The sequence below is a fragment of the Sorangiineae bacterium MSr12523 genome (genome assembly GCA_037157775.1).
Classification (GTDB): Bacteria; Myxococcota_A; Polyangia; order Polyangiales; family Polyangiaceae; genus Pendulispora; species Pendulispora brunnea.
Genome location: CP089982.1, coordinates 11,913,443 through 11,936,357 on the forward strand (window position 1 = coordinate 11,913,443; position 22,915 = coordinate 11,936,357).

21 protein-coding genes are annotated in these 22,915 nt (G+C 67.4%); 10 read left to right on the top strand and 11 right to left on the bottom strand.

Annotated features, from left to right (window positions below; all coding sequences use genetic code 11):
• Window positions 1-103 precede the first annotated feature (103 nt).
• Complete coding sequence (locus tag LZC95_46975; protein WXA93982.1) at window positions 104-1,666, bottom strand: acyl-CoA carboxylase subunit beta; 1,563 nt, start codon at window positions 1,664-1,666, stop codon at window positions 104-106.
• Window positions 1,667-1,740: 74 nt separating this feature from the next.
• Here LZC95_46975 and LZC95_46980 point away from each other — a divergent pair, with 74 nt between their 5' ends.
• Window positions 1,741-2,349, top strand: a complete 609-nt coding sequence (locus tag LZC95_46980; protein WXA93983.1) for a histidine phosphatase family protein — start codon at window positions 1,741-1,743, stop codon at window positions 2,347-2,349.
• Between the two features lie 4 nt (window positions 2,350-2,353).
• Here LZC95_46980 and LZC95_46985 read toward each other — a convergent pair whose 3' ends face one another.
• Both LZC95_46985 and LZC95_46990 read right to left on the bottom strand, forming a co-directional pair.
• Window positions 2,354-3,493: a KamA family radical SAM protein gene (locus tag LZC95_46985; GenBank protein WXA93984.1), complete on the bottom strand. Its 1,140-nt coding sequence runs from the start codon at window positions 3,491-3,493 to the stop codon at window positions 2,354-2,356.
• Between the two features lie 2 nt (window positions 3,494-3,495).
• Complete coding sequence (locus LZC95_46990) at window positions 3,496-4,473, bottom strand: peptidyl-prolyl cis-trans isomerase (protein ID WXA93985.1); 978 nt, start codon at window positions 4,471-4,473, stop codon at window positions 3,496-3,498.
• A gap of 80 nt (window positions 4,474-4,553) precedes the next feature.
• Between LZC95_46990 and pyrH the strand changes: the two genes are divergently transcribed.
• Complete coding sequence (gene pyrH / locus LZC95_46995; protein WXA93986.1) at window positions 4,554-5,339, top strand: UMP kinase; 786 nt, start codon at window positions 4,554-4,556, stop codon at window positions 5,337-5,339.
• A 222-nt stretch (window positions 5,340-5,561) separates the two neighbouring features.
• Here pyrH and LZC95_47000 read toward each other — a convergent pair whose 3' ends face one another.
• From LZC95_47000 to LZC95_47015, 4 genes are read right to left on the bottom strand one after another with little or no spacing between them, the layout of a single operon-like run.
• On the bottom strand, window positions 5,562-6,557 hold the full coding sequence (locus LZC95_47000; protein ID WXA93987.1) for a hypothetical protein: 996 nt from the start codon (window positions 6,555-6,557) through the stop codon (window positions 5,562-5,564).
• The gene (locus LZC95_47005) at window positions 6,554-8,194 is read right to left on the bottom strand and encodes a response regulator (GenBank protein WXA93988.1); all 1,641 of its coding nucleotides are present in this window, start codon (window positions 8,192-8,194) and stop codon (window positions 6,554-6,556) included. Before LZC95_47005 ends, LZC95_47000 begins: the two co-directional genes overlap by 4 nt.
• Entirely contained in the window at window positions 8,191-9,051 is an 861-nt protein-coding gene (dapF, locus tag LZC95_47010; GenBank protein ID WXA93989.1) for a diaminopimelate epimerase, read from the bottom strand. Before dapF ends, LZC95_47005 begins: the two co-directional genes overlap by 4 nt.
• Window positions 9,052-9,067: 16 nt before the next feature.
• Complete coding sequence (locus LZC95_47015; GenBank protein WXA93990.1) at window positions 9,068-9,472, bottom strand: DUF167 domain-containing protein; 405 nt, start codon at window positions 9,470-9,472, stop codon at window positions 9,068-9,070.
• A 40-nt stretch (window positions 9,473-9,512) separates the two neighbouring features.
• Here LZC95_47015 and aroB point away from each other — a divergent pair, with 40 nt between their 5' ends.
• The 5 genes from aroB to LZC95_47040 all read left to right on the top strand — a co-directional run bounded on the left by aroB (window position 9,513) and on the right by LZC95_47040 (window position 14,305).
• Complete coding sequence (gene aroB / locus LZC95_47020; protein ID WXA93991.1) at window positions 9,513-11,084, top strand: 3-dehydroquinate synthase; 1,572 nt, start codon at window positions 9,513-9,515, stop codon at window positions 11,082-11,084.
• 43 nt (window positions 11,085-11,127) lie between these two features.
• The gene (locus LZC95_47025) at window positions 11,128-11,697 is read left to right on the top strand and encodes a hypothetical protein (GenBank protein WXA93992.1); all 570 of its coding nucleotides are present in this window, start codon (window positions 11,128-11,130) and stop codon (window positions 11,695-11,697) included.
• Between the two features lie 80 nt (window positions 11,698-11,777).
• A complete protein-coding gene (locus tag LZC95_47030) occupies window positions 11,778-12,104 on the top strand; it encodes a cell division protein ZapA (GenBank protein WXA93993.1) in 327 nt (108 codons plus the stop codon).
• A complete protein-coding gene (locus LZC95_47035; GenBank protein ID WXA93994.1) occupies window positions 12,101-13,318 on the top strand; it encodes an 8-amino-7-oxononanoate synthase in 1,218 nt (405 codons plus the stop codon). Before LZC95_47030 ends, LZC95_47035 begins: the two co-directional genes overlap by 4 nt.
• 51 nt (window positions 13,319-13,369) lie before the next feature.
• Window positions 13,370-14,305, top strand: a complete 936-nt coding sequence (locus LZC95_47040) for a dethiobiotin synthase (GenBank protein ID WXA93995.1) — start codon at window positions 13,370-13,372, stop codon at window positions 14,303-14,305.
• A 442-nt stretch (window positions 14,306-14,747) separates the two neighbouring features.
• Here LZC95_47040 and mgrA read toward each other — a convergent pair whose 3' ends face one another.
• From mgrA to LZC95_47055, 3 genes are all read right to left on the bottom strand, one after another.
• Entirely contained in the window at window positions 14,748-15,779 is a 1,032-nt protein-coding gene (mgrA, locus tag LZC95_47045; protein ID WXA93996.1) for an L-glyceraldehyde 3-phosphate reductase, read from the bottom strand.
• Window positions 15,780-15,907: 128 nt separating this feature from the next.
• Entirely contained in the window at window positions 15,908-17,266 is a 1,359-nt protein-coding gene (locus LZC95_47050) for a serine/threonine protein kinase (protein WXA93997.1), read from the bottom strand.
• 54 nt (window positions 17,267-17,320) lie between these two features.
• A complete protein-coding gene (locus tag LZC95_47055) occupies window positions 17,321-17,923 on the bottom strand; it encodes an ABC transporter ATP-binding protein (protein ID WXA93998.1) in 603 nt (200 codons plus the stop codon).
• Between the two features lie 174 nt (window positions 17,924-18,097).
• On the opposite strand from LZC95_47055, the gene LZC95_47060 reads away from it, so the two are divergent.
• The 3 genes from LZC95_47060 to LZC95_47070 are packed head-to-tail and all read left to right on the top strand — an operon-like array spanning window position 18,098 to window position 22,340.
• A complete protein-coding gene (locus tag LZC95_47060) occupies window positions 18,098-19,060 on the top strand; it encodes a MoxR family ATPase (protein WXA93999.1) in 963 nt (320 codons plus the stop codon).
• 8 nt (window positions 19,061-19,068) lie between these two features.
• The gene (locus LZC95_47065) at window positions 19,069-20,109 is read left to right on the top strand and encodes a DUF58 domain-containing protein (GenBank protein ID WXA94000.1); all 1,041 of its coding nucleotides are present in this window, start codon (window positions 19,069-19,071) and stop codon (window positions 20,107-20,109) included.
• A gap of 2 nt (window positions 20,110-20,111) precedes the next feature.
• Window positions 20,112-22,340, top strand: a complete 2,229-nt coding sequence (locus LZC95_47070; protein WXA94001.1) for a DUF3488 and transglutaminase-like domain-containing protein — start codon at window positions 20,112-20,114, stop codon at window positions 22,338-22,340.
• Here LZC95_47070 and LZC95_47075 read toward each other — a convergent pair.
• On the bottom strand, window positions 22,327-22,809 hold the full coding sequence (locus tag LZC95_47075; protein WXA94002.1) for a hypothetical protein: 483 nt from the start codon (window positions 22,807-22,809) through the stop codon (window positions 22,327-22,329). The genes LZC95_47070 and LZC95_47075 overlap by 14 nt on opposite strands.
• Window positions 22,810-22,915 lie beyond the last annotated feature (106 nt).

Genomic DNA, 22,915 nt, shown 5'->3' on the forward strand with positions numbered 1-22,915 from the left:
GGTGCCGAAACAACGGGCTGCGCATTGGCATCCGACGTCGTCTCGGTGCGCCTGTGGCAGCCAAGAGCAGCCACAGGCAACAGAGCGAGAGGGACCAGCAGCTTCACAGCGGGATATTCGTATGTTTCTTCGGCGGGTTCGAATCCCGCTTGTCCTTCAGCATCTCCAGCGCCCGATGCAATCGCTGGCGCAACGTACGCGGGTAAATCACTTCATCGATGAACCCGAGTTCGGCCGCCTTGTACGGATTGGCGAATTTCTCTTTGTAGTCGAGCACGAAATCCGCGCGGGCCTTCGCCGGGTCGGCGGCTTTGGCGATCTCGTTTCGGCGAACGATGTTGACGGCACCGTCCGGCCCCATCACGGCAATCTCCGCCGTCGGGAATGCCAAGTTCACGTCGGCGCGAATATGCTTCGAGGCCATGACGTCGTAGGCGCCACCGTAGGCCTTGCGCAGAATCACGGTCACCTTGGGAACGGTGGCCTCGGCAAAGGCAAATAGCAACTTGGCGCCATGCTTGATGATGCCGCCGTATTCCTGATCCGTTCCCGGCAAGAAGCCCGGCACGTCCACGAAGGTCACCAGCGGGATATTGAAACAGTCGCAGAACCGCACGAAGCGCGCGGCCTTCATCGAAGCATCGATGTCCAATACGCCGGCGAGCACCTGCGGCTGATTCGCCACCACGCCCACCACCCGCCCGCCAATTCGGGCAAAGCCCACCACGATGTTCGCCGCGTACTCGGCGGCAATCTCGAACAGATTTCCATCGTCCACCACGCGCGCGACGACTTCCTTCACGTCGTACGGCTTGTTCGACTCGACGGGAATCATCGTATCCAGCTCGGGCACCTCGCGCAGCGGCGGATCTTGCGTCGGCCGGAACGGTGCATCTTCCTGATTGTTCGAGGGCAAGAACGACAAGAGCTCGCGAACCTGCGCAATGCACGTTTGGTCGTCGGGCGACGTCAAATGGCACACACCGCTCTTGGTCGCGTGCGTATGCGCGCCGCCCAGATCTTCCTTGGTCACGTCCTCGTGGGTCACCGTCTTGATGACGTCGGGGCCGGTGATGAACATGTAGCTCGTGCCCTCGACCATCAAAATGAAGTCGGTAATGGCCGGTGAGTACACCGCGCCGCCGGCACAGGGCCCCATGATGGCGCTGATCTGCGGCACCACCCCGCTGGCCAGCGTATTGCGCAAAAAGATGTCCGCGTAGCCCGCGAGCGACTCGACACCCTCCTGAATGCGCGCACCACCCGAGTCGTTGAGCCCGATGACCGGCGCGCCCACTTTGAGGGCCATGTCCATGACCTTGCAGATCTTCTGCGCGTAGGCACCGCTCAGCGAGCCGCCGAACACGGTGAAGTCCTGTGCGAAGACGAAGATCTTGCGGCCGTCGACGGTGCCGTAGCCCGTCACCACGCCGTCACCGAGCACCTTCTGGTTCTCCATCCCGAAGTCGGTGGCCCGGTGCATGACGAAGCGCCCGATTTCCACGAACGAGCCCGGGTCCAGAAGAAGGTCGATGCGCTCGCGTGCGGTCAGCTTTCCGCCTTCGTGCTGTTTCTTGATGCGCTCGACGCCGCCGCCGACCAGCGCCTTCTCGTTCAGTTCGTCGAGTCGTTTGAGATGGGGGGGAAGATTCTCCTGGCTGGCCATGGCCTCCCAAATACCACGATGTCGATTGGCAGCGTGACCTTGCCTTCGCGCGGCACCTGGAGGAACGTCCTTGCATGCCGGATCTCATCTTGATTCGCCACGGCGAAACCGAATGGACTCTCTCCGGGCGTCACACGGGACGCACCGACATCGCCCTCACGCCCCGGGGCGAAGAGCAAGCGCGCTCGCTCGCGGCTTGGATTTCGCGACGGACCATCGCCCGAGCCTTCGTGAGCCCGCTCGCGCGCGCGCGAAAAACCGCGGAGCTCGCAGGCCTTCGCACCGCCGATTTCGCGCTCGAGCCGGATCTGCAGGAGTGGGATTACGGCGCCTACGAAGGGCGCACCCGCCCGGAAATCCACCAGGAGCGCCCCACCTGGGACCTGTGGAAGGACGGCGTGCCGCCCGGCACCGGCGCACACCCCGGCGAGAGCATCGAGCAGGTCGCTGCCCGGCTCGACGGCGTTTTGGTCAAGGTGCGGGCCGTTCTCGCCGAAAATCGCGGAGACGTCGTCGCCGTGGCGCACGGCCACTCGCTCCGCACCTTGGCTGCGCGGTGGCTCGAACAAGCGCCGCAGTTCGGCGCCCGCTTGCGCTTGGAGCCGGCGCATTTCTCCATCTTGGGCTTCGAGCACGCGCTGCCCGTCATCCGTCAGTGGAACTTCGGCCCCGGCGGAGAATAGTCGCTTACTGGTCAAGCACCGGCGGGTCGATGTAGTCGACGAGCTCTCCGCGGAACGTGCGCAGGGTGGTGCGCCCTTCACCCTGCGCGACCACGTAATTCGGCAGCAGCGGCACCTTGCCTTTGCCCTCCGGCGTGTCGCAGATGAACTTCGGCAGCGCGATCCCGGTGAGGCGGCCCTGCAGCGTGCCCATGATCTCCAGGCCGCGCGAAAGCGGCGTGCGCAAGTGGCCCGTGCCGCGCACCGGATCGGTCTGCAAGAGGTAGTACGGCCGCACGCGCGCGCGCACGAGGCCGCGGAACAGTTGCTCCAACGTTGCGGCGTCGTCATTGATGCCGCGCAGGAGCACGGTCTGGTTCATCACGGGAAACCCCGCATCGGCCAGCCGCGCGCACGCCGCGAGCGAGGCGCGGGTCAGTTCCTTGGGATGGTTGAAATGCGTCATCACCCACAGCGGGTGGAAGGGCCGGAGCGCGCGCAAAAGCTCGCCCGTGATGCGCATGGGCAACGTCACCGGCACGCGCGTGGCGAGGCGGATCGTGTCCACCGTCGGAATGGCCCGCACCGCGCCCACCAAGCGCGCAATGCGCTCGGTGCCCATCGCCAGCGGATCGCCGCCGCTCACGATGACGTCGCGGATTTCGGGATGCGCGCGCACGTACGCCAGCGCGCCGGCGAGCCGCTCGTCGGGCATCGCCCCGCCGCCGTTGCCGACCATGCGCGAGCGCGTGCAAAAGCGGCAATACACCGCGCAGCGATCCGTCGCGAGCAAGAGAACGCGGTCCGGGTAGCGCTGCACCAGGCCGGGCGCCACCTCGTGCGCGACCTCGCCCAGCGGATCCACCAAGTCGCCCGCGATGGTCTCGCCCTCGCGCGCATCGGGAACGCACTGCTTGCGAATCGGGCACTCGGGATCGTCGCGATCGCACAAGCCGAGGTAGTACGGCGTCACGCTGATGGGAAACCCTGCGCTCTCCGCGCGGCGCGCACCTTCGAGTTCGCGCTCGGTCAGACGAAGCGCCCCCGCGAGACCCGCCGACGACGTCACCGCATGGCGGATCTGCCAGCGCCAATCCTGCGGGCGGCGACGCTCCTTGAGGGGCTTGGGCCGGGGGTTCAACGTGATGAGCGGTGCGGTGGCCATGATCAATTCCGTTTGCCTGCATCCACCCCGACGTTGGCCAACGCGGCCTCGTCGATTTGGACCGGGTACTGCGTTCGAAGCGCGGCGAGGAGCTCGTCCTCTTTCGCGCGCATTTTATCTTGCGAAAGCTTGATGCGGATGGTGCGCTCCGCCTCGGCGTACGTGCGCTCGCGCGCATCCGCCTTCTGCGTGAGGCGCACCAGATACGCCTTTCCGGCGGCCACCACGGGCTTCGTGTGCACCTCGCCGACCTTGCCGATCTCGAACAGTGCCGCGCGCACTTCCTCGGGGATGCGCGCATTTTCCCCGCGCGGATCGCCCGGCGGGCTCACCATGCCGAGATCGCCCGCGAGATCCACGGGCACGTTGGCCTTGGCCGACGGATCGAGCGACTTCTTGCGAACCAGCTCGCCCCACTCCGCCGCCGTCGCCTTTTTCGCCGCATCGAGCAGCGCCCGCGCGCTCGCCTCGTCGCGCAGCACGATGGCCGATGCGCGCCGCCGCTCCGGATCGCGGTAGTCGCCGCGGTGCGCGTCGAAGTACGCCCGCACCTCGGGCTCGGGCACCTCGTTCGGCGTGGGCCCGCTTTGCCGCGCTTGCGCGACCAGTGCCTCGCGCAAAATCGCCCGCCGCTCGCCCGCGACACTGGGCTCTTTGTCGTAGCCTTTCGCCGTCGCTTCCTCGGCGAGCAGCTCGACGCGGATCATCTCCTCGAGCAGCTCTTTGCGGCGCTCGGGCGACTGGTAGCGCAGTCGATCGAACTGATCCATCTGCTCCAACGTGGCCGCGAAATCGCCGAGGGTGATGGTCTTTTTGCCGACCTTCACCAGCACCTGCGCGGCTTCTTCCGGCGTGAGCGCGCTCGCTCCTCGTGGCGCGGCGGCATCGCCCGCGTCCGCCTCGCGTGATTTGTGACCACAGGCCGCGGCTGCAGCCAGCACGACCGTGACCAAAATGATGCGCAAACGAGGGTTTTCCACCGGGAAAGGTGGATTACCAGGGTCAGTTGGGCTTTGCCACCGTTGCGCGGATTGCACACGCCAGGTAGAGGTCGTCCCCCATGGCGCCACCGACCCGATCTCTCACCGATGACCGCGACGATCGCACCATTCCGCCGGCGCCGAGTCACCCGGCGCTCAAGTACCACCGCATCGTCCTCAAATTGAGCGGCGAAGCGCTCTCGGGCGCCGATGGCGGCTTCGGCATTCAGCCCGACATGCTGGGCAACCTCGCGGCCGAATTGGCGGAGGTGCATGCCCTCGGGGTGCAGATTGCCATCGTGGTCGGCGGCGGAAATATCTTCCGCGGCCTCAAAGGCTCCGCCGCCGGCATGGACCGAGCGCAGAGCGACTACATGGGCATGCTCGCGACGGTCATCAACGCGCTGGCCATGCAGGACGCGCTCGAAAAGGCCAACGTCCCCACACGCGTGCAAACCGCGATTCAAATCAGCCAGGTCGCCGAGCCGTACATCCGGCGCCGCGCCATCCGGCACTTGGAAAAGGGCCGCGTGGTCATCTTCGCCGGCGGCACGGGCAATCCCTACTTTTCCACGGACACGGCCGCCGCCCTGCGCGCGATGGAAATCCACGCGGACGCGCTCTTCAAGGCCACCAAGGTCGAGGGCGTCTACGACCGCGACCCGGCCCGCTTCCCGGACGCCGAGATGGTCACGAAGATGAGTTTCGATCGTTTTCTCACCGAGCGCATCGGCGTGATGGATTCCACCGCGGCCACACTTTGCCGCGACAACGGTCTGACCATCCGTGTTTTCAAGATGGCCACCCGCGGCAACATCAAGCGCGTCGTGTTTGGCGATCCCATCGGTACGATCGTCGAAGCGTAGACGATCAGAAAGTCGCAACGTTCGCCGCACTCAGGTCGAGATTCCGTAAATGCGGGGACGGTGCAGTGCGCCCCGCTTCTTACTGGAAAGGACGCGGCGGCATGGCAACTTCGATCGTTCACCTCCTCGGATCCCTCCCACTTGGCGAAGGGGCGGGCGTTCTTGCGCTGTCGGCGCTGGTCGCCCTGGGCCTCGTCGGCCGCCGCGGCGCACGCTAACGCTTTACGTGCGCAGCGCGCGGAGCAGCAGCTGCGCCACGTCCCCGACCTTCACGGGATCGTGATCGGGCAACAGATTCCGAGCATCGAGGGGCCTTAGACCCGCCGTTTCGCACGCTTGGTCGACGAGGTGCTCCGCCGCCTCGTCGATGCGCACCACCGCGAAGCTGCCCTTCATGGCCATGGGCCAAAGGGGCGCATAGGCCGGCACCAGCGGGCAGGTCGTCACGTCGAGCTGCATCGCGCCGTGGATCGGAACGAACGCCACCGTGGCAGGCATCGGGATGGGCGGCACACCGTGCGGCGAGGCGGCCGCGCCCTCGAGGCATGAAATCGCGTGCGAAATCACCGCAAGGCGATGCGGCGCACCGGCGAAAACGAGGCGCACGGCCGAGCCGATGCGAAGCCGTTTCTGCTGCTCGATGGAGCGCGCCACCGACGCCAGCTCCTCGTCCGTGCCGAGTGGCACCCGCTCTTTGGGCGATGCGAGAACGCGCACGCGGCCGCTCTGTTTCAGCTCCGAGACCGCGGAAAGGATCTCCACGTCGGACGCCGGAACGCGGTCGAGCAGCGCATCGAGCAAGATCGGCCCGCGCAAATGCACGAGGAGTGCACGCGCCGAGGTGCTCATGGTCAGCGGCACGCCCGGATCCGTCTCCACCGCGAGAAGCGGACGCTCGTGCGCATCGGGAAATGCTTCACGCAGCCGCTCGAGCTCGAGAAGCACGCGCGGAACCGCGTTGAGGATCTGCTCCGTCGGCGTGCGAATGCGGCGGGTCCCAGTCGTGCGGTGCTCGAAGCTCCACGTCGCGCCGGGCAGGGCCAGCGCCCGGTACAGCGCCTTTTCCCCGGTGGCGTCGAGAAAGATCGCATCCTCGATGTTGCCCAGCGCGAGGCGCAGTTCGGCGACCCGTTCCCCTTCGCGCACGACCAAGGTGCCCGTGCGCTTGGCCCGTACGAACTCGCGCAAGGTGGCCACGGGATCGGCGCTCGTGCTCATGCGCGCGCCTCGGCGAGCTTGCGCGCCACCAGATCGGCCAGCATGGCGTCGGCCGCATGCACCGCCTTGAAGCGATCGCGCTGCCGAACACCGCAGCACGTCCAGGTCCCGTGCTCCGCCGCCACGACGATGGCATCGACGCCGTCGCCATCCGAGCCGCGCAGATCGATCTGCTCGGCATCGGTGCACACCTCACGCACCGCGGGGCCGAAGCCCACGCCGTCGGGCCCAGAAACCAGCACAGACGTCGCGCCGCCGCGTCGCGCTTCGAGGCACGCGTGCCGCACCAGCGACAAGGCCGCGGGCACGGCGAGATCCAGCGGATACGGCGAGCCCTCGCCCGCATCGAGCAGCGGACACGCGAGCAGCCCTTCGACGATGGCGCGCAAGCTTTTGCGGGCCAAATCGAGCATCCGCACCGGGGAGCGCAGGGAAAGCTCGACGCGGGCGCGGGCAAGCTTCATCAGCGCGTCCGCGTCCGCGGCATCCTGCGGAAACGTGGCCGCGCCCACGGCGCCGAAGGCCATTTTTCGCCGCAGAAGCTGCGCTTCCAGCGATCCCGTGTTCGGCAGGAGAAGCCACACTTCGTCATCGCCCTCGTCGCGCCCGAGCGCGTCGCCGGGACGGGTCAGCGCGCGCAGCTCCTCTTTGAGCTTCGAGGGGGGCCGCCGCATCGCGCCCAGCGGATCCGAGAGCGCCACGCACATCGCCGAGACCTTGCGGCCATGCCGCGCGGCTTCGTCCAGCGCGCGCCGGAGGTGCTCGCGAAAGCGGGCCACCGTCTCGAAGCGCGCGGGCTCCGCGGCGCGCTCGCCCGTCCGCGCGGCACGCGATGCCAGCACCACGAGCGACGAGGCAAACGACGTGAGATCGGCAAGGGCCGGGCGGTACGCGGGATCGGCGCCTTCGACCACCACCGCGCCGCTCCCCAGGGCAAACGTCTCGCGGTCTTGCTTCGAACCGAATCGCTCGAGATCGATGTCGCCGGAGCTCTCGGGCGCGGTGACCGGCCCCGACGTCGCCACCCGCGAAAGCGAAACGCCTTCGGGCTGGTAGACGGACACCGCGCGCGCCGCCCCCACCTGCACCACGGCATCGGCCACGGCGCGCATCAGATCGGGCATCGCGCCCCGCGCAGCCAGCTTGGCCATCTGGCGCATCGCCTCGATGGCATTCCTTGTATGTGCAAGTTGTGCTTCCAGAAACTCACGGTGGCGCGCCGTTCCGCGCTTTTCGCGCACCTCGCCCATGGCCCGCAAAATCGCGTCGCCCGTCGTCGGCAAGGTCACCATGCCGGTGGCCCCCAACGTGAGCCCCTCGAGGGCCAAATCCAACTTGGGCGACGGCGCCATCGCGTAGACGGTGATGCCCTCCGACGCGGACTGCAGATGGTGCACGAGCGAAAGGCCCGTCCCATCGCCCAGGGTCACGTCCACGAAGGCGAGATCGGGCCGCAAATTCGCGCAGACCGCGATCGCCTCCGCGAGATCGCCCACGCCGGTCACGCGATCGCCCATGTGGCTCGCGGTCTCCTCGAACGTGCGCAGCTCCTCCGGGTCCCGGCACACGACGAGCACGCTCATCGGCGCCATGGGAGGCAGCGGGGGCATGCGCAGCGCCGAGCCGAGATCGCTCATCCGGCCACGTCGACCCGCCCCGAGTAGACATGCCGGGCGCCACCCCGCATCTTCGCGCGCCCGCCATCTCCCTCGACCCAAATGGTGAGCGGCCCGCCAGGAAGCCGCACCGTCACGGGGCTTCCCCAGGGAGCCAGATCGCGCGAGCACGCCGCAGCCACCGCCGCGCAGGCACCGGTGCCGCAGGCGAGGGTCAGCCCCACACCGCGCTCCCACACGACGAGGTCGAGGAAGCCGCGATCCTGCACACGCGCAAAGCCGATGTTCGCACCCTCGGGGAAGGCTTCGTGCGTGGCGAGCCGGGGGCCGATGCGGTCGATCTCCTCGGCCGAGGGCCTTCGCAATGAGACCGCGTGCGGGTTGCCCACGTTGACCTCGACCAGATCGATCTCGCTCCACTCGGACTTCTCGCCGGGAAGCGAAATGCGGCGGTTGCCGAGGATGCGTACCACGCCCATGTCGACGGTGACGTCGGCGGCGCGGTTCTCGTCGCCGTCCAGCTCCACGTGGCAGCGGCGCGGGCCGGCGTCGGTCTCGAAGGTGGCATCGAGCACGCGCTCTCCGCGCGAGGCACGCGTGTGATGCCGCGCCACGTGGAGTGCCATGCAGCGAATGCCGTTGCCGCACATCTCGGGGATGCTGCCGTCGGCGTTGAGCACGCGCATGCGGGCAAGCGCGCTGGGGCCACCCGGCAGCACGAGGATCACGCCATCGCCGCCGACGCCGAAACGGCGATCGCACAGCTTGGCGGCGAGGTCCGGCGAGACGATGCCATCGTCCTCGGCGTCGATGACGATGAAGTCATTGCCAATCCCCTGGTATTTCTCGAATGATAGCGTGCGGCTCAACGGGGCCATGGGGCTGAGCGTACCCTTATTTTCCTGGGTCGGCAGCCCCGCGGATGAAGCGTTCGAGGCGCGAAAGCGTCTCTGCGGCAGAAAGCCCGTCGACCTCCACCTGCTTCTCGCGCGAGCCGGTGCCGCGCACCAGCCGGACGGATTTTTGTGGCATCCGAAGCGCCTCGGCCAAGGTCCGTACGAGCTCTTCGTTCGCCAAGCCGTCCACCGGCGGGGCCGCCAGTCGAACGTCGAGTGCGCCTTCGCGCACGCCGAGGATGGCGCTCTCTTTGGCGCGCGGCCGCGCATGCACCGCGAAGCGCACCACGTTGCCTTTGGCGACCAGCGATAGACCCGGCGAGCCGGGTCCATCCCGGTAGGAACTTGGGGCGGAGCGGTCTACGCTCGATGGCTCCGGCGGTGGGTGTGGACGACGTGTCACCCTAGGAACCATACGACCGCGGAGATAGGAGCCAAACATCGTGCGATCGATTGTGCTGAGTGGATTCATGGCGACGGGCAAAAGCACGGTCGGGGCGAGGCTGGCCGCCAGGCTCGGCGTTTCGTTCGTGGATACGGACGAGCTCATCACCGCCGCCGCCGGCCAATCGATTCCCGAGCTGTGGAAGAGCGAGGGCGAGGCCGCCTTCCGCGCGCGCGAGCACGAGGTCGTGCGCTCCCTGCTGCTCGACCCGACGCCACGCGTGATTGCCTTTGGCGGCGGCACGGTCACCTCGCGCGAGCTGCGGCATCTGGCCCTCGAGCGTGCCGTGGTGGTGACCCTGACCGCGCGTCCCGAGACCATCGCGCGCCGGGCGGGCGATGTTTCGGGCCGGCCCAACCTGGTGGCGCCGGATCCGGCGGTGCGGGTGCGGCACCTGCTCGAACAGCGCGCGGCCATCTACGCCGAGTGCCACCAGACCTTGCAGACCGACGACGTGGATGCGGATGCGCTGGTCGACGCCATCGTGCCGCTCGTGCAGCGCGATCCCATTGCGGTGCCGCTCGGGGAGCGCAGCTACGTGGTGGACGTGACCTTCAACGCGCCGGAGCGGGTGACCGACGCCATCGCGCGCCTCGCACCGTCCTCGCTTCTGGTGGTGACCGACGCCCACGTGGAGCGGGCACGCGGCAAAGCCCTGGAGGCTGCGCTGCACCCGCTGACGATTCCGTCGACCCGGGTTTCGTTGCCGCCGGGTGAGGAGCAGAAAGTGCTCCCCACGGTGGGCACCATCTGGGACGCGGGCCTGGGTGCGGGCATCGACCGGGGGGCGCTGGTGGTGGCCTTCGGCGGGGGCGTGGTGGGCGACTTGGCTGGGTTCGCGGCATCCACGCTTCTGCGGGGCATCGACTGCATCCAGATCCCCACGACGTTGCTCTCGATGGTGGATTCGTCGGTGGGCGGCAAGACGGGCTTCGACCATCCCGTGGGCAAGAACGTCATCGGTGCGTTTCACCAGCCCCGCGCGGTCATCGTGGATCTGGCGCACCTCGCGACCTTGTCCGAGCGCGAATTTGCCTGCGGCCTGGCGGAAATCGTGAAGATCGCGGCCATTGCCGATGCGCCCTTGCTCGAGGCGCTCGAGGCGCTGGGCCCCGTGTCGCCGCACCAGCTCGACGGGCTTCTCCCCATCGTCCGCGCGGCCATCGCGGCCAAGGTGCGCATCGTGCGCGACGACGAGCGCGAGACCGGGCATCTGCGCGTGCTGCTCAACCTGGGCCACACGCTCGGTCACGCGATCGAGGCCTACGGTCGCTTCTCGCGCTACTTGCACGGCGAGGCGGTGGCCCTGGGCACGGTGCTGGAGCTGGAGGCCGGCGCCAAACTGGGCCTCACGCCCCCCGCGTACGTGGAGCGCATCCGCACCCTGCTGAAGCGCTTTCACCTGCCCACCGAGATCGCCGCAGCGGATCTCGCGGCGTCGTTCCGTTTCGTCGGCAGCGACAAGAAGCGGCGCGGGAACCGGATTCGGATCCCCTTTGCCTCCGGGCCCGGCGAGTCCGTGGTGAAGGACGTAACCAGCGACGAACTCCGGCAGGCCGTACTGACTTAAGGTCATTGCCCATCGCCTCGGAGCGGTGGGAACATCGCGCATCGTGCGAACCGCCTTCACCCTCGCCTCCACGGTCGCCGCCATCGCCGGGAGCTGCATCGCATTCGAAGGCGGCGCCCACGCCGCGCCTCAGGTGAGCCTGGGAACCACGGTCGGGGGGGCCCTGACCGGTCTCCGCCTCGAGGATGGCCCACACGCGGCCTTTCACCTCGGGGCGAGGGGGGACGTGTTCTTCCTTCGCTCGAACGAGCGCAGCGTCGGCATCGGCCCCTTCGCCGAGGTGCTGACCGCCGGCTTCGACACCTTGGAGGCGGGTGGTGGCCTTTCCGTTCTGCTGCCCGTGTTCTCGTCGCTGCCGGTGATCTGGTCCGGGGGCGGCTTCGTGCGCCGGGCGCCGGCCCTGGACTGGGAGGGCGGCGTGTCGACAACGTTGTTCTTCGGCGCCATGGGCTACAACTTCCACTCCTGGTACGAGATGCAGAATGGAGTCTTCGTCTCCGCCAGGTACGGCCTCGGCGACGGCCGCCAAGCCGACATCGTGTTCGGGGTCCGGCTCGACCTGATGCTCCTCGCCCTGCCCGCGATCTTCATCTACGAGGCGATCGCCCACTGAGGGGTTAGGGGTCGTTCTACCCAACCCCGAACCCCTCCCTTTTATGGTGACCAAAGCGGAGCGGGACTATGGTGGTCTCGATGGATCGTCGCGCCAGCCAGGTGATGCACGTGCAGGTCGCCGGCCAGCGGTACAAGGTCGTGAGCTCGTCGTCGCAGGCCGAGTTGACCCGGCTCGCGGCTGCGGTGGACGCCAAACTGGCCGAGCTCGCTCCCCGAGGTCCCCAACAGGGGACGCCGCCATCCATCGTGCTGGCAGCCATTGCCCTTGCCCATGACCTGGAGCAAGAGCGGGCGAAGCGTCAGCGCGTCGAGGTGAAGATTCGTGATCTTCTGCGTCGGATCCTGGTGCGCATCGACAGCGCGCTGGAGTCGACGGCAGAAGGGGAAGGCTCTCGTTCTGAATGATATCGGCGAACCAAGACGCTCCCGGCGTCCAACTCGAGACCGAGCCAGCGGCTCCCAGCCAGGCCTCGCCTGTGTTTCACGTGAAACATGGCGCACCCCCTGCCCTGGCCCATCTTTCCGAGTCCATCGAGGCTCTCCGCGGCAAGGACCTGCTCCGTGAGCGGCATGCACCGCTCGACCCGACGTCGGTCTCCTTTTGCTCCAACGACTACCTTGGCCTCGCCAGCGTCCCTCTGACCGGGCACACGCCCCGCGGGGCCGGCGCCTCCCGGCTCATGGCCGGCGAGCGCGCCGCCCATGGCGAACTCGAGCGTGCCTTGGCCACCTGGTTGCGAACCGAGGACGCCCTGGTCTTCTCCAGCGGCTACGCGGCGAACCTCGGGACCGTCTCCGCGCTTGCCCAACCCGGCGATGTCATCGTCAGCGATGCGCTCAACCATGCCTCCCTCATCGATGGGTGCCGGCTGTCCAAGGCCAAGACCATCGTGGTTCCCCACCTCGACCTCGACGCTGTCGGTCGGGCCATTGCCACCGCCTCTCCAGGGCGGGCCTGGGTCGTGGTCGAGTCCTACTACGGCATGGACGCCGACTCCCCGAACCTCCGCGCGCTCCGGGCGTTGTGCGATGCCACCGGCGCGGCCCTTATCGTGGACGAGGCCCATGCCCTCGGCATCTTTGGTCCCGACGGCCGGGGTCTCTGCGCCGAGCAGGGCATCGTCCCGGATGTCCTCATCGGAACCATGGGCAAGTCCCTCGGCCACTGCGGCGCCTTCGTCGCGGGATGCCGCGCCCTCACGACCTGGCTCTGGAACCGCGCCCGGCCCTTCGTCTTCTCGACCGGGATCAGCCCCGCGGTCGCCGCCAGCGCGCGCCGCGCCTTGGAGCAATCCATCGCCGAACCCTGGCGCCGGCACACCGTCCTCTCGCACTCCAACCATCTCCGCGAGTCCCTGGAGGCCATGGGCCTGACGGTTCTTGGCTACGGGCACGTCCTTCCCATCGTCATCGGCGAGGCCCGAGCCGCGGTCGAGGCTGCTCGGAATCTGCACGAGCATGGGCTTCATGTTCTCGCAGTGCGTCCACCTACCGTTCCCTACGGAACGTCGCGCCTGCGCTTGACCGTGACGGCCCGGCATACCGACGTTCACGTTGAGAACGCGATCCGCGCCCTTAGCCTTGTCCTTGCTACTTCGCTCGAAGAGCCCAAATCTTAACTTTCGGCCATCGGTCCACTACGCCATCGGTCACTACAGGGGGAGCCTGCCTTGAGACGCATCGTTATCACCGGCACGGGTACCGGCATTGGTAAGACGCATTTCGCATGTGCCGTAGCGCGGGCGGCGGCTGCCCAGAAGTTGCGGGTGGCGGCCTTCAAGCCCGTGGAGACGGGTGGTGACTCGGCGGGCGGTGAGTACACCGACTCCGCGCAGCTCGCGGCCGTCTCATCGTTTCACGTGAAACGGTGGCTCGACCCCGTTTACACCTTCCGCGAGCCGATCTCCCCTCACCTCGCCGCCCGGCGCGCTGGCATTTCCCTCGAGCTCCAGCCCATTCTCGATGCCATTCGGCTCTTTGACGACCTGGACCTGCACCTGGTCCTGCTCGAGCTGGCCGGGGGCCTCTTCAGCCCGCTGAACCGCAAAGAATCGAACGCGGATCTGGCCCTCGCCCTCCACCAGGCGGGCGTCGCCTCGGCCGCGGCCATCCCCATCACGCAGCAGATCGCCGTCGCAGCCGAATCCACCGGCTCCGTCGCCCCGGCCGTCGTGACCCCGCCACCCGCCACCGAGATCCCCGGCTCGACTTCGGGGACCTGGTCTTCGTCCGGCGTGAGTCCGTCCGATCCGGCGTTTCCATCCGCCGCATGGTCCCGGGCCGATTCTTTCCCCCCCGAGCACACCGCCAGCAGCCCTCCGACCCAAGACGATTCGATCCCCCGGGTCGTCCTCGTCGCGCCGGACCGACTCGGCGCCCTTCACGAGATCGCGGCCACCACGCGCGCCGCCGACGCGATGGGGCTGCCCATCGCCGGGGTCGTCCTTGCCATGCCGGAGCGCCCCGACTCCTCGACGGGCCTCAACGGCGCCGAGATCCAGTACGTCACCACCGCCCCATACCTCGGGACCCTGCGGCGCGCCACCATCGACACCCTCGCCTCCGACCTGAAGATCAGCGGTTTCTTCAACCGGCTCTTTGGCTAGGCCGGCATTCCAGAAGATCGAACCGCCAAGGCGCCAAGAACGCCAAGAGATTTTGTGGGTTCTCGTCCGCCGCCGGCACGGCCTGAGGCCCGCCGCGCGCTAGTTCGAGGCCGCACCACAGAAGCTCGAACCGCCAAGGCGCCAAGAACGCCAAGAGAGACTTTTTGGGTTCGGAACACCCCGACGCTCAAACACTCTCTCTTCTTGGCGGCCTTGGCGTCTTGGCGGTTCCAAAACCCATCCGTCGTCCGCCGGTTGCGCGCGCTACTTCGAGGCCGCACCTACAGAAGATCGAACCGCCAAGAACGCCAAGAGAGATTTTCTCGGTTCCGGGACAACCTCCGCACAAAAACACTCTCACTTCTTGGCGCGCTTGGCGCCTTGGCGGTTCAAACCCATCTCTCGCCCACCGGTTGCGCGGGCGAGGCCCCCCCGGAGCGGGCTACTTCGCGCTCGATTTTGCCCAGAGGTTGATGCCCGCTTCGGTCGCGTGGGCGTCGATTTCCTTGAGCTCGTCCGCGCTGAACTCGAGCTTCGAGAGGGCCGCCACGTTTTCCTCGAGTTGGGCCACCGAGCTTGCGCCGATGAGGGTCGACGTCATTCGCGGGTCGCGGAGGGTCCAGGCGAGGGCCATTTGGGCCAGCGACTGACCGCGGCGTTTTGCGATGGCGTTGAGGCCGCGGACCTTGGCCAGGTTCTCCTTCGAGAGCTGCTCCGTGCCCAGGGAACCCGGGCGGCTCGCCCGCGAACCCTCGGGAATCCCCTCCAGGTAGCGGCTCGTCAATAGGCCCTGGGCCAGGGGCGAAAAGCCGATGCAGCCCACCCCTTCCCGCTCCAGCACGTCCAGCAGGCCGCCCTCGATCCATCGATTCAGCAGCGAATACGACGGCTGGTGAATCAGCAACGGGGTCCCCATGCGGCGCAGGATCCCGGCCGCCTCCGCCGTCTTTTCGGGTGAGTACGACGAGATGCCCACGTAGAGCGCCTTGCCCTGGCGCACCGCCGCGTCGAGGGCGCCCATGGTCTCCTCCAGCGGCGTCTCCGGATCGAGCCGGTGCGAGTAGAAGATGTCCACGTAGTCCAGCCCCATCCGGTGCAGGCTCTGGTCGAGGCTCGCCAGAAGGTACTTTCGCGACCCAAAGTTCCCGTACGGGCCTGGCCACATGTCGTAGCCGGCCTTCGTGGAGATCACGAGCTCGTCGCGGTACGGGCGCAGGTCCTTCGCGAGGATCTGCCCGAAGTTCGACTCGGCCGACCCGTACGGAGGACCGTAGTTGTTGGCCAGGTCGAAGTGCGTGATGCCCAGATCGAACGCCCGACGCGCGATGGCGCGCCCCGTCTCGAACGGCCGATCGCCGCCGAAGTTCTGCCAGAGGCCCAGCGAAATCAGCGGCAGCTTCAGACCGCTGCGGCCCGTCCGTCGATAACCGATGCGCTCGTAGCGATCGGACGCTGCAAGATATCCCTTTTCCATGCGCTCAGACTTAGCCCAGTCAGAAGGCGCCTGACAGGCTCGCGCCGCCGCACAACACGACCGGCATACGGGGCACACTCTGCCGCGCCACGCGTGCCCGACGCACGAATTACCACGTGGTAACGACTCTAATGCCGGCCCCGATCGAGCGGATTCTCGTCCTCCGGTAACGGCGCCGAGGAAGCCGACGACGATGCCGCTGGCCGCCGTTTCGGCGACGCCACCACCGTGCGCGGCGATGGCGACGACGCTGCGGCAGCGCCGGCGTCTGCCATCGCGACGCGCACCATCGCGGAGGGTGCCGCCGGCGACGTCGAAGCGGCCGCCTCCGCCGCCACCACGGCTCGATCATCGCGCGCCGCATCGGGCGCGCCGTGTCTCGGCCACACCGCCAGAATCGCCGCGGCGCCGCTCAACACCCCGAGGATCACACCGGCGGCCAACCACACGACCCGCTTGCCCCTGCCCTGCCCCTGCGGAGCCGACGGCGCACTCACCGTGGCGCCGTCGTGCATCGAGGGCCGTGCGCCACCCCCCGCGACCACCGGCGTGATCACCACCTGCATCGGCGCCATCGTCTCGTTCGACCCCACGACCATCGTGTCCCGCCCCGCCACCGCCGCCTCGGCCGCGCGCACGGCGGCGTGCATCGCGTGCGCGTTGTGCCAGCGCCAGCCCTTGTCGAAGGCCAGCGCTCGGTCGATCACGATGGCCACCTCCGGCGCAATTCCCGGTAGGGCCGCCGCGGCCAGCGGGAGCGGCTGATTCATCGCCAGCAGAAGCTCCTCGTTCATCGTTTCCGCGGCGCGCAGCGAACGGCCCGCGAGGAGGGTCATCAACGTGGCGCCCACCGCCCAGACGTCGCTCTGGCCATCCACCTCCTCCCATCGGCCGCGCGCTTGCTCCGGCGGCATGAACGCCGGGGTTCCCAGCACCATGCCCCCCAATGTCCCGCCCGTGGTGCCACCCGTGGCCTCGTGCAGACGCGCGATGCCGAAATCGAGAATCTTCACCTCGCCGCCGGGCTCCGTCACGAACACGTTTTCAGGCTTGATATCGCGGTGAACGATGCCCCGCTCGTGCGCCGCCATGAGCACCTCGAGCACCCGCCGCGTCACGCGCAATGCCTCGCCCACCGTCAGCGGCCCATCTTGCAGCGCACGATCGAGCGAGTAACCCTCCAGCAACTCCATCACCAGAAACGGTGCGCCATCCTCCGCGGTGTCGTCGTCCAACACGCGCACCGCCCCGGGATGCTCCACCTTGTTGGCTGCGTAGCCCTCGCGCAGAAACCTCGTGCGGATCTGCGCATCCGAGGCAAACGACGCGTGCAGCATCTTCACCGCTACGCGATTCCCGTTGCGGTGCCGGGCCGCATAGACCGCCGCCATGCCACCGACGCCGAGCACACGCTCCAGGCGCCACTTCCCGCGCAGCAGCATCCCCACGCGCATCTGTGCCGCCTCGCGCGGGGTCAACTCATCCATCGCGCGCAGAATACCAAACGCCCGGACCCCGCCGAAGGAGCGCCTTGCCGCGTTTTACGCCACGACGCGGCCGCGTTCGAGCCGCACGTGCGCGTCGCCGATTTGCGCAAAGCTCGGATCGTGCGTCACCAAGATGACCACCGCGCCCCGATCGGCCTCCTCGCGCACCACGCGCGTGAGACGCTCCGTGGAGCGCACGTCGAGACCCGCCGTCGGCTCGTCGAGCAGCACCAACTGCGGTGCGTGGACCAGGGCCTTCGCCACGGCAATCCTCTGGCGTTGTCCCCGCGAGTACGTGCGCACGGGTCGCTCGCCAAACGACGCAAGCTCGAAGCGTTCGCACGCGCGCTGCCATCCCCGCTCGGGATCGATCCCGCGAAGGCGCGCTGCCAGCACCACGTTCTCGCGTCCCGACAGATCGCCGTAGGCCAACGTTTCGTGCCCAACCCACCCGAGCACGGCGCGAACGTCGGCTCTCGTCTTCCCAAGCTCACCGTGATCGACATCACCCAAGGTAGGCTTCGCCAATGTCCCCAGGATGCTCAGCAAGGTCGACTTACCCGAGCCGTTTGCGCCCTCGATGACGGAGACTTTCCCGCCTTCGAAACGCGCGCTCACGTTCGCCAACGCGCGAACCGGCCCGTACGTCTTGGTCACGCCACGAACGGCAACGGAAAACGGCACAACCCCAGCCTAACGCAACATTCGGCTCGGCGTCCCGCTTGTGCCTTTCCTTCCCGAGTTGCCTTTGCGAGCGCGACCTTCCATCAAGTGACATCGATTCGCTGCTCGAGTCCGTGTTCGGCTGCGGGACGTGCTATTCTCAGGCCCATGACCGCTGCGGCTGCGGTGATCTCCAACGAGCTGCCGACATTACAGAAGCTACGCCAAGCGGTCGAAAGCGCCCTTGAAGGGAAGCACGACGCCGTCGAGCTCGCATTGGTTGCCCTTCTTGCGCGAGGCCACCTCCTCATCGAGGACGTGCCTGGCGTCGGAAAGACGACCTTGGCGCGCGCCCTGGCCCGCGCCGTCGGTGGTGAACTCCGGCGCGTCCAGTTCACGAGCGATCTGCTCCCCAGCGACGTGCTCGGCGTATCCGTCTACGACCAACGCTCCGGCGAGTTCGTGCTGCGGCAAGGTCCCGTCTTCGCCAACGTGCTCTTGGCCGACGAGATCAACCGCGCCAGCCCGCGCACGCAATCCGCGTTGCTCGAGGCGATGAACGAAGGCCAGGTCTCGCTCGATGGGCAGACCATGCCCCTGCCCGACCCATTCTTCGTCATCGCGACGCAGAATCCGCAGGATTTCGCAGGCACGTTCCCGCTTCCCGAGTCCCAACTGGACCGGTTTTTGGTCCGAGTTCGCATCGGATACCCACCCCCCCAGGTGGAAATGCGGCTTCTCCTCGACGGCAACACCGACACGGCGAAAGACGTCTCCGTGGTGCTCGATCCGTCGCGGCTCGTGGCCTTGCAGCGTGAAGTCCATCGCGTCACCTTCGATCATGCGCTCGGCAGCTACCTGCAGGCGCTCATCCAGGCCACGCGCAGTGCGCCCACACTTTCGCTGGGTGCCTCCCCGCGCGGCGCCATTGCCCTCGCCAATGCCGCGAGGGCTCGCGCCCTTCTGCGCGGACGCAACTACTGCATCGCCGACGACGTGCACGATCTCGCCGTGCCCGTGCTCGCGCACCGTATTCGCCTCTCCACGCACGCCGAAGGCTTCATGCCCACGCGCGACGAGGCGGAGAACGCTTTGCGCGAGATCATCGGTCGCGTCCCCGTTCCCCTCTGAGCCTCACCATGCGGGAGTCGTTTCCTCAGCGCACCGGCCTTCCCGGCATCGTCCGTCGCGATCGCAAGCTCGGACTGTGGGCGCGCGTTCGAAATTTGTTCGTGCCCCCGCGCAAATTGAAATTCACGCGCGAGGGAAAGTTCTTCGTCGGCATCACGCTCGGCGTTGGCTTCGCGGCCATCAATACGGCGAACAATCTTCTTTATCTGCTGCTCGGAATGCTGCTCGCACTCATCGTCGTCAGTGGCGTCATGAGTGAGATCTCCTTGCGCGATCTTACCGTATTGAGACGCCTGCCCTTGCGCGCGCAGGTTGGCCGCGCTCACCTGGTGGAAATCGAAGTCTACAATCACAAAAAACGCGTTCCGTCGTACGCCATCGAAGTCGAAGATCTGCGCCACGGACAGCCCGCCGACAAACGCTGTTTCTTTCTGAAAATCAGTCCCAAATCAGCGCAGGTGGCCGCGTATCGACGCACGCCGAACAAACGGGGGCGTGATCATCACATCGGCTTTCGCATTGCCACGCGTTTCCCCTTTGGCCTTTTCGAGAAGTCGCGCGAGATCGAGGCCGAGGGTGAACTCATCATTTATCCTCCCGTCGACCCCGTGAAGCTGCGTCCCCTGCCCGCCGGCCGTCTTCCCGGCACCGATGGCACCCTGGGGCGCGGTTATGGCGACGAGTTCCTCGGGCTTCGCTTGATGCGGCCTGGCGAAGATCCGCGCGACATCCAGTGGAAGAAGACCGCCGCCGTCGGGCAGCAGGTCCTGCGCGAGCGCGCCCGTGAGGCGCGGCCCGATATCTCGCTGCCGCTCGAGACGGCAAGGCCGGAGACCGCGGCCGATGATTGGGATGCCCGCTTCGAGCGGCGCATCCGCGATGTCGCGTCGCGGGCCGTCGCCCATTTGAAACGCGGCGACGCCGTGGCCGTGCGCACCTCCACGGGCGACGTGGCCCGCGGCGACAGGTCCACCGGCGCCGATCCGGTTCTTCGCTTCCTCGCCCTCGTGCAACCTATTCCGGCGCGCGCGCTTCGTAAGCTCCTCTGATCATGCGCTTTGGACTCGTTCACCGGCTGATGACGGATGCGCTCGCGGCGTTGGGTGTCCTCGCGATCGTGAGCACCGCCGCACTCAGCCCTTGGACGAATGCGCTGCTCATGATCGGGCTCATTGGTGCGCTGCTCATCCCCGAGCGATGGCAGAGCCGGCCCGTGTTGCGGCACCTCGCCTCGGCCGGACCACTGGCCATCTTCGTCATTCAAGCGGCCCGCCTCGTGGCGGGGCGGCCCATGCTCGATGTCTCCGTCGAGTTCGCGGCGCTGCTTCAGATCGTGCGCCTCGCCACACGCCGCGGTGCCGCGCACGATCAGCAGATCATCGTGCTGGCGCTGCTGCACTTCGTCGCCGGTACGGTGCTCGGCGGAGGCCTGACCTACGGCCTCTGCTTTCTCGGATTTCTCGTGGTCGCGCCGGGCGCGCTCGTGTTGAGCCATCTGCGGCGCGAGGTGGAGGGCAACTACCGCCAAGGCGCACGCGATCGCACCGGGCTTCCCGTGGACGTGCCGCGCATTCTGCGCAGCCGCCGCGTCGTCGGGCGCGGATTTCTCGCGGCCACATGCCTCATCTCGGTGCCCATCTTTCTCTTCACCGCGACGCTCTTCATCCTGTTTCCCCGGGTCGGGCTCTCGCTGCTCTTGCTGAATCATCCGCGACCGGGACGCATGGTCGGCTTCTCCGATCGTGTCGATCTCGGCGACGTCGGCGCCCTGCGCACGGATCTGTCGTCGGCCGTGGCGCTTCGCTTCGACATTCCCGATCTTCCCGATCCGCGACCATCGCGCATGGTGCTGCGTTTGCGCGGCACTGCGTTCGACGCGTACGACGGACGCGCGTGGCTGCGCACGCAGACGGAGAGGCGGGCGGCCGAGCGGGCGTTTCCCGGCTCCGATCTGTATCCGCTGGTGCGCCAGCCCGACGGCGACAAAGACCGCAAGGCCACGTTCGACCTCGAGTCGCTCGATCCGCCGGTGGTCTTCCTTCCGCCGCACACCGTGGCGTTGCACGTCCATCTCCCCAGTCAGCCGCTGCTCAACGAAGCGCTGACCCTGCAGCGCGGGCCCGAAGGCGAGGTGCGCTACGCCGGTGAGAGTGCGCGCGGGCTGCGCTACGACGTGTACCTCGATCGCGAGCGCAATCCCGTGACGGAGATTCTCTCTCCGCACGATCGCGCACGGTATCTCGCGCTGCCGCCGTCGTTGCCGTCGCGCATCGGTGGTCTCGCGCACGCGTGGACGGATGGCCTTCCCAATGATTACGCGAAGGCCAAAGCCGTCGAGGAAAAGCTGCGCACGCAGTACAAGTACGACTTTGGCTCGCCCTCGGGTGGGACGAAGCAGCCCGTCGACCACTTTCTCTTCGAATCGAAACGGGGCCACTGCGAGTTCTTCTCCACGGCGATGGCCGTCATGCTTCGCGAGGTCGGCATTCCCACGCGCAACGTGACGGGTTTCGTCGGGGGAACGTACAACCGATTCGGGCGCTATTACGCCGTTCGGCAGGCCGACGCGCACTCGTGGACGGAGGTGTACCTCGACGATCCGGTGCACCCCGGATGGCACACGTTCGATCCCACGCCGCCAGCCGGTGCGCAGCCGCTCGAAGAGACCACCGGCGCGCTGGTGTACATGCGCGATTTGGTCGAGGCGCTGTCGCAGCGGTGGAACCGGTACGTCGTGGGTTACGATTTGCGCACGCAGGTGCACCTCTTCGAGGACGCGACCCGGCAGTACGATCGCTTCCGTGCGCAGACGGGCCTCAACCGCGGTGTCCTGGGTTACCTGACCCGCGCACCCGTCGTGGCCGCGCTTCTGCTCGTGGCCGCTTCCGTTGGATACATCATTTGGAAGCGGCGCCGCAGGGGAGGGAAGTCGGGCGAGAAACTCGCGCCCAAGACCCCGGCGGAAAAGCGACTCGAGAGTGCCGCCGCGCTCTACCGTTCCTTGGATGGGGCGCTGATGGCTCAAGGCATCGCGCGTCCGGCCGCGCTGCCGCCGCTCGCGCACGCCGAACACCTGCAGAAGAACAAGCACCCGCTGGCGGACGAAATTCTAGCGCTCACCCAACTCTACCTGGAGGCGCGCTTTGGCGGTGTCTGCCTCACGCCAGAGGCGACCCGCGACTTCGAGCGTCGTGTGCGAACGCTGCGTTCGACCCGGCCCGAGCCACCGGATCGGTCCGTATCGCAGCCTCCTGCCGCGGGCTCGGCTACACGAGCGTGATCGTGGCGCGGTGCCCGTCGCGCTGAACACGCGCGGTGCCGCTCAATGCGTCCGCCGGCATGCGCGCCTCGCGGCCGTCGAATTCCAGATCTGCTCGGCCGCGCTCGATCCACGCGACCACCACGGGTGCGCGTTCGTTGCTCTGCGCACCTTCGCGCAACTCGAACAAGTCGATCTGCACACCGCGTCGCAACTCCGCCGCGGTGACCGCGCGTTGCATCGAGGCCACGGGCTTTGCGCCCGGCCGATAGGGATCGCGGTCGCCGTCGTAGGTCTGCACGATGAGGCGGTACTCTTCGCCGGCGCGCAGATCGCGCAAATCGCTAGCGGCGGCGCGCACTTCCGCATGCACCGTCGCGGCAGCGGCCGCGCCACCGAAGGTCGTCGCGGCGAGAATCGCCATCCACGACACGTTGGTGCGTGCAAAGCGAGGCAGCTTCTCCTTCAAGGTTCGCTTCCGGGATGCCATGGGGACCACTGGGCATCTAGCCAATCTCGTGCCAATCGTTGAAAGCGCTGAAATCTGGTCCTTCACACCGGATTCTACGGATCAAAAGTCCGAAGGTTTTGCGGCC

Coding starts and splice junctions, on each gene's coding strand:
- LZC95_46975 (WXA93982.1), bottom strand. CDS start 1,666: ATGGCCAGCCAGGAGAATCTTCCCCCCCATCTCAAACGACTCGACGAA.
- LZC95_46980 (WXA93983.1), top strand. CDS start 1,741: ATGCCGGATCTCATCTTGATTCGCCACGGCGAAACCGAATGGACTCTC.
- LZC95_46985 (WXA93984.1), bottom strand. CDS start 3,493: ATGGCCACCGCACCGCTCATCACGTTGAACCCCCGGCCCAAGCCCCTC.
- pyrH (WXA93986.1), top strand. CDS start 4,554: ATGGCGCCACCGACCCGATCTCTCACCGATGACCGCGACGATCGCACC.
- LZC95_47000 (WXA93987.1), bottom strand. CDS start 6,557: ATGAGCACGAGCGCCGATCCCGTGGCCACCTTGCGCGAGTTCGTACGG.
- LZC95_47005 (WXA93988.1), bottom strand. CDS start 8,194: ATGAGCGATCTCGGCTCGGCGCTGCGCATGCCCCCGCTGCCTCCCATG.
- dapF (WXA93989.1), bottom strand. CDS start 9,051: ATGGCCCCGTTGAGCCGCACGCTATCATTCGAGAAATACCAGGGGATT.
- LZC95_47030 (WXA93993.1), top strand. CDS start 11,778: ATGGATCGTCGCGCCAGCCAGGTGATGCACGTGCAGGTCGCCGGCCAG.
- LZC95_47035 (WXA93994.1), top strand. CDS start 12,101: ATGATATCGGCGAACCAAGACGCTCCCGGCGTCCAACTCGAGACCGAG.
- mgrA (WXA93996.1), bottom strand. CDS start 15,779: ATGGAAAAGGGATATCTTGCAGCGTCCGATCGCTACGAGCGCATCGGT.
- LZC95_47050 (WXA93997.1), bottom strand. CDS start 17,266: ATGGATGAGTTGACCCCGCGCGAGGCGGCACAGATGCGCGTGGGGATG.
- LZC95_47060 (WXA93999.1), top strand. CDS start 18,098: ATGACCGCTGCGGCTGCGGTGATCTCCAACGAGCTGCCGACATTACAG.
- LZC95_47065 (WXA94000.1), top strand. CDS start 19,069: ATGCGGGAGTCGTTTCCTCAGCGCACCGGCCTTCCCGGCATCGTCCGT.
- LZC95_47070 (WXA94001.1), top strand. CDS start 20,112: ATGCGCTTTGGACTCGTTCACCGGCTGATGACGGATGCGCTCGCGGCG.
- LZC95_47075 (WXA94002.1), bottom strand. CDS start 22,809: ATGGCATCCCGGAAGCGAACCTTGAAGGAGAAGCTGCCTCGCTTTGCA.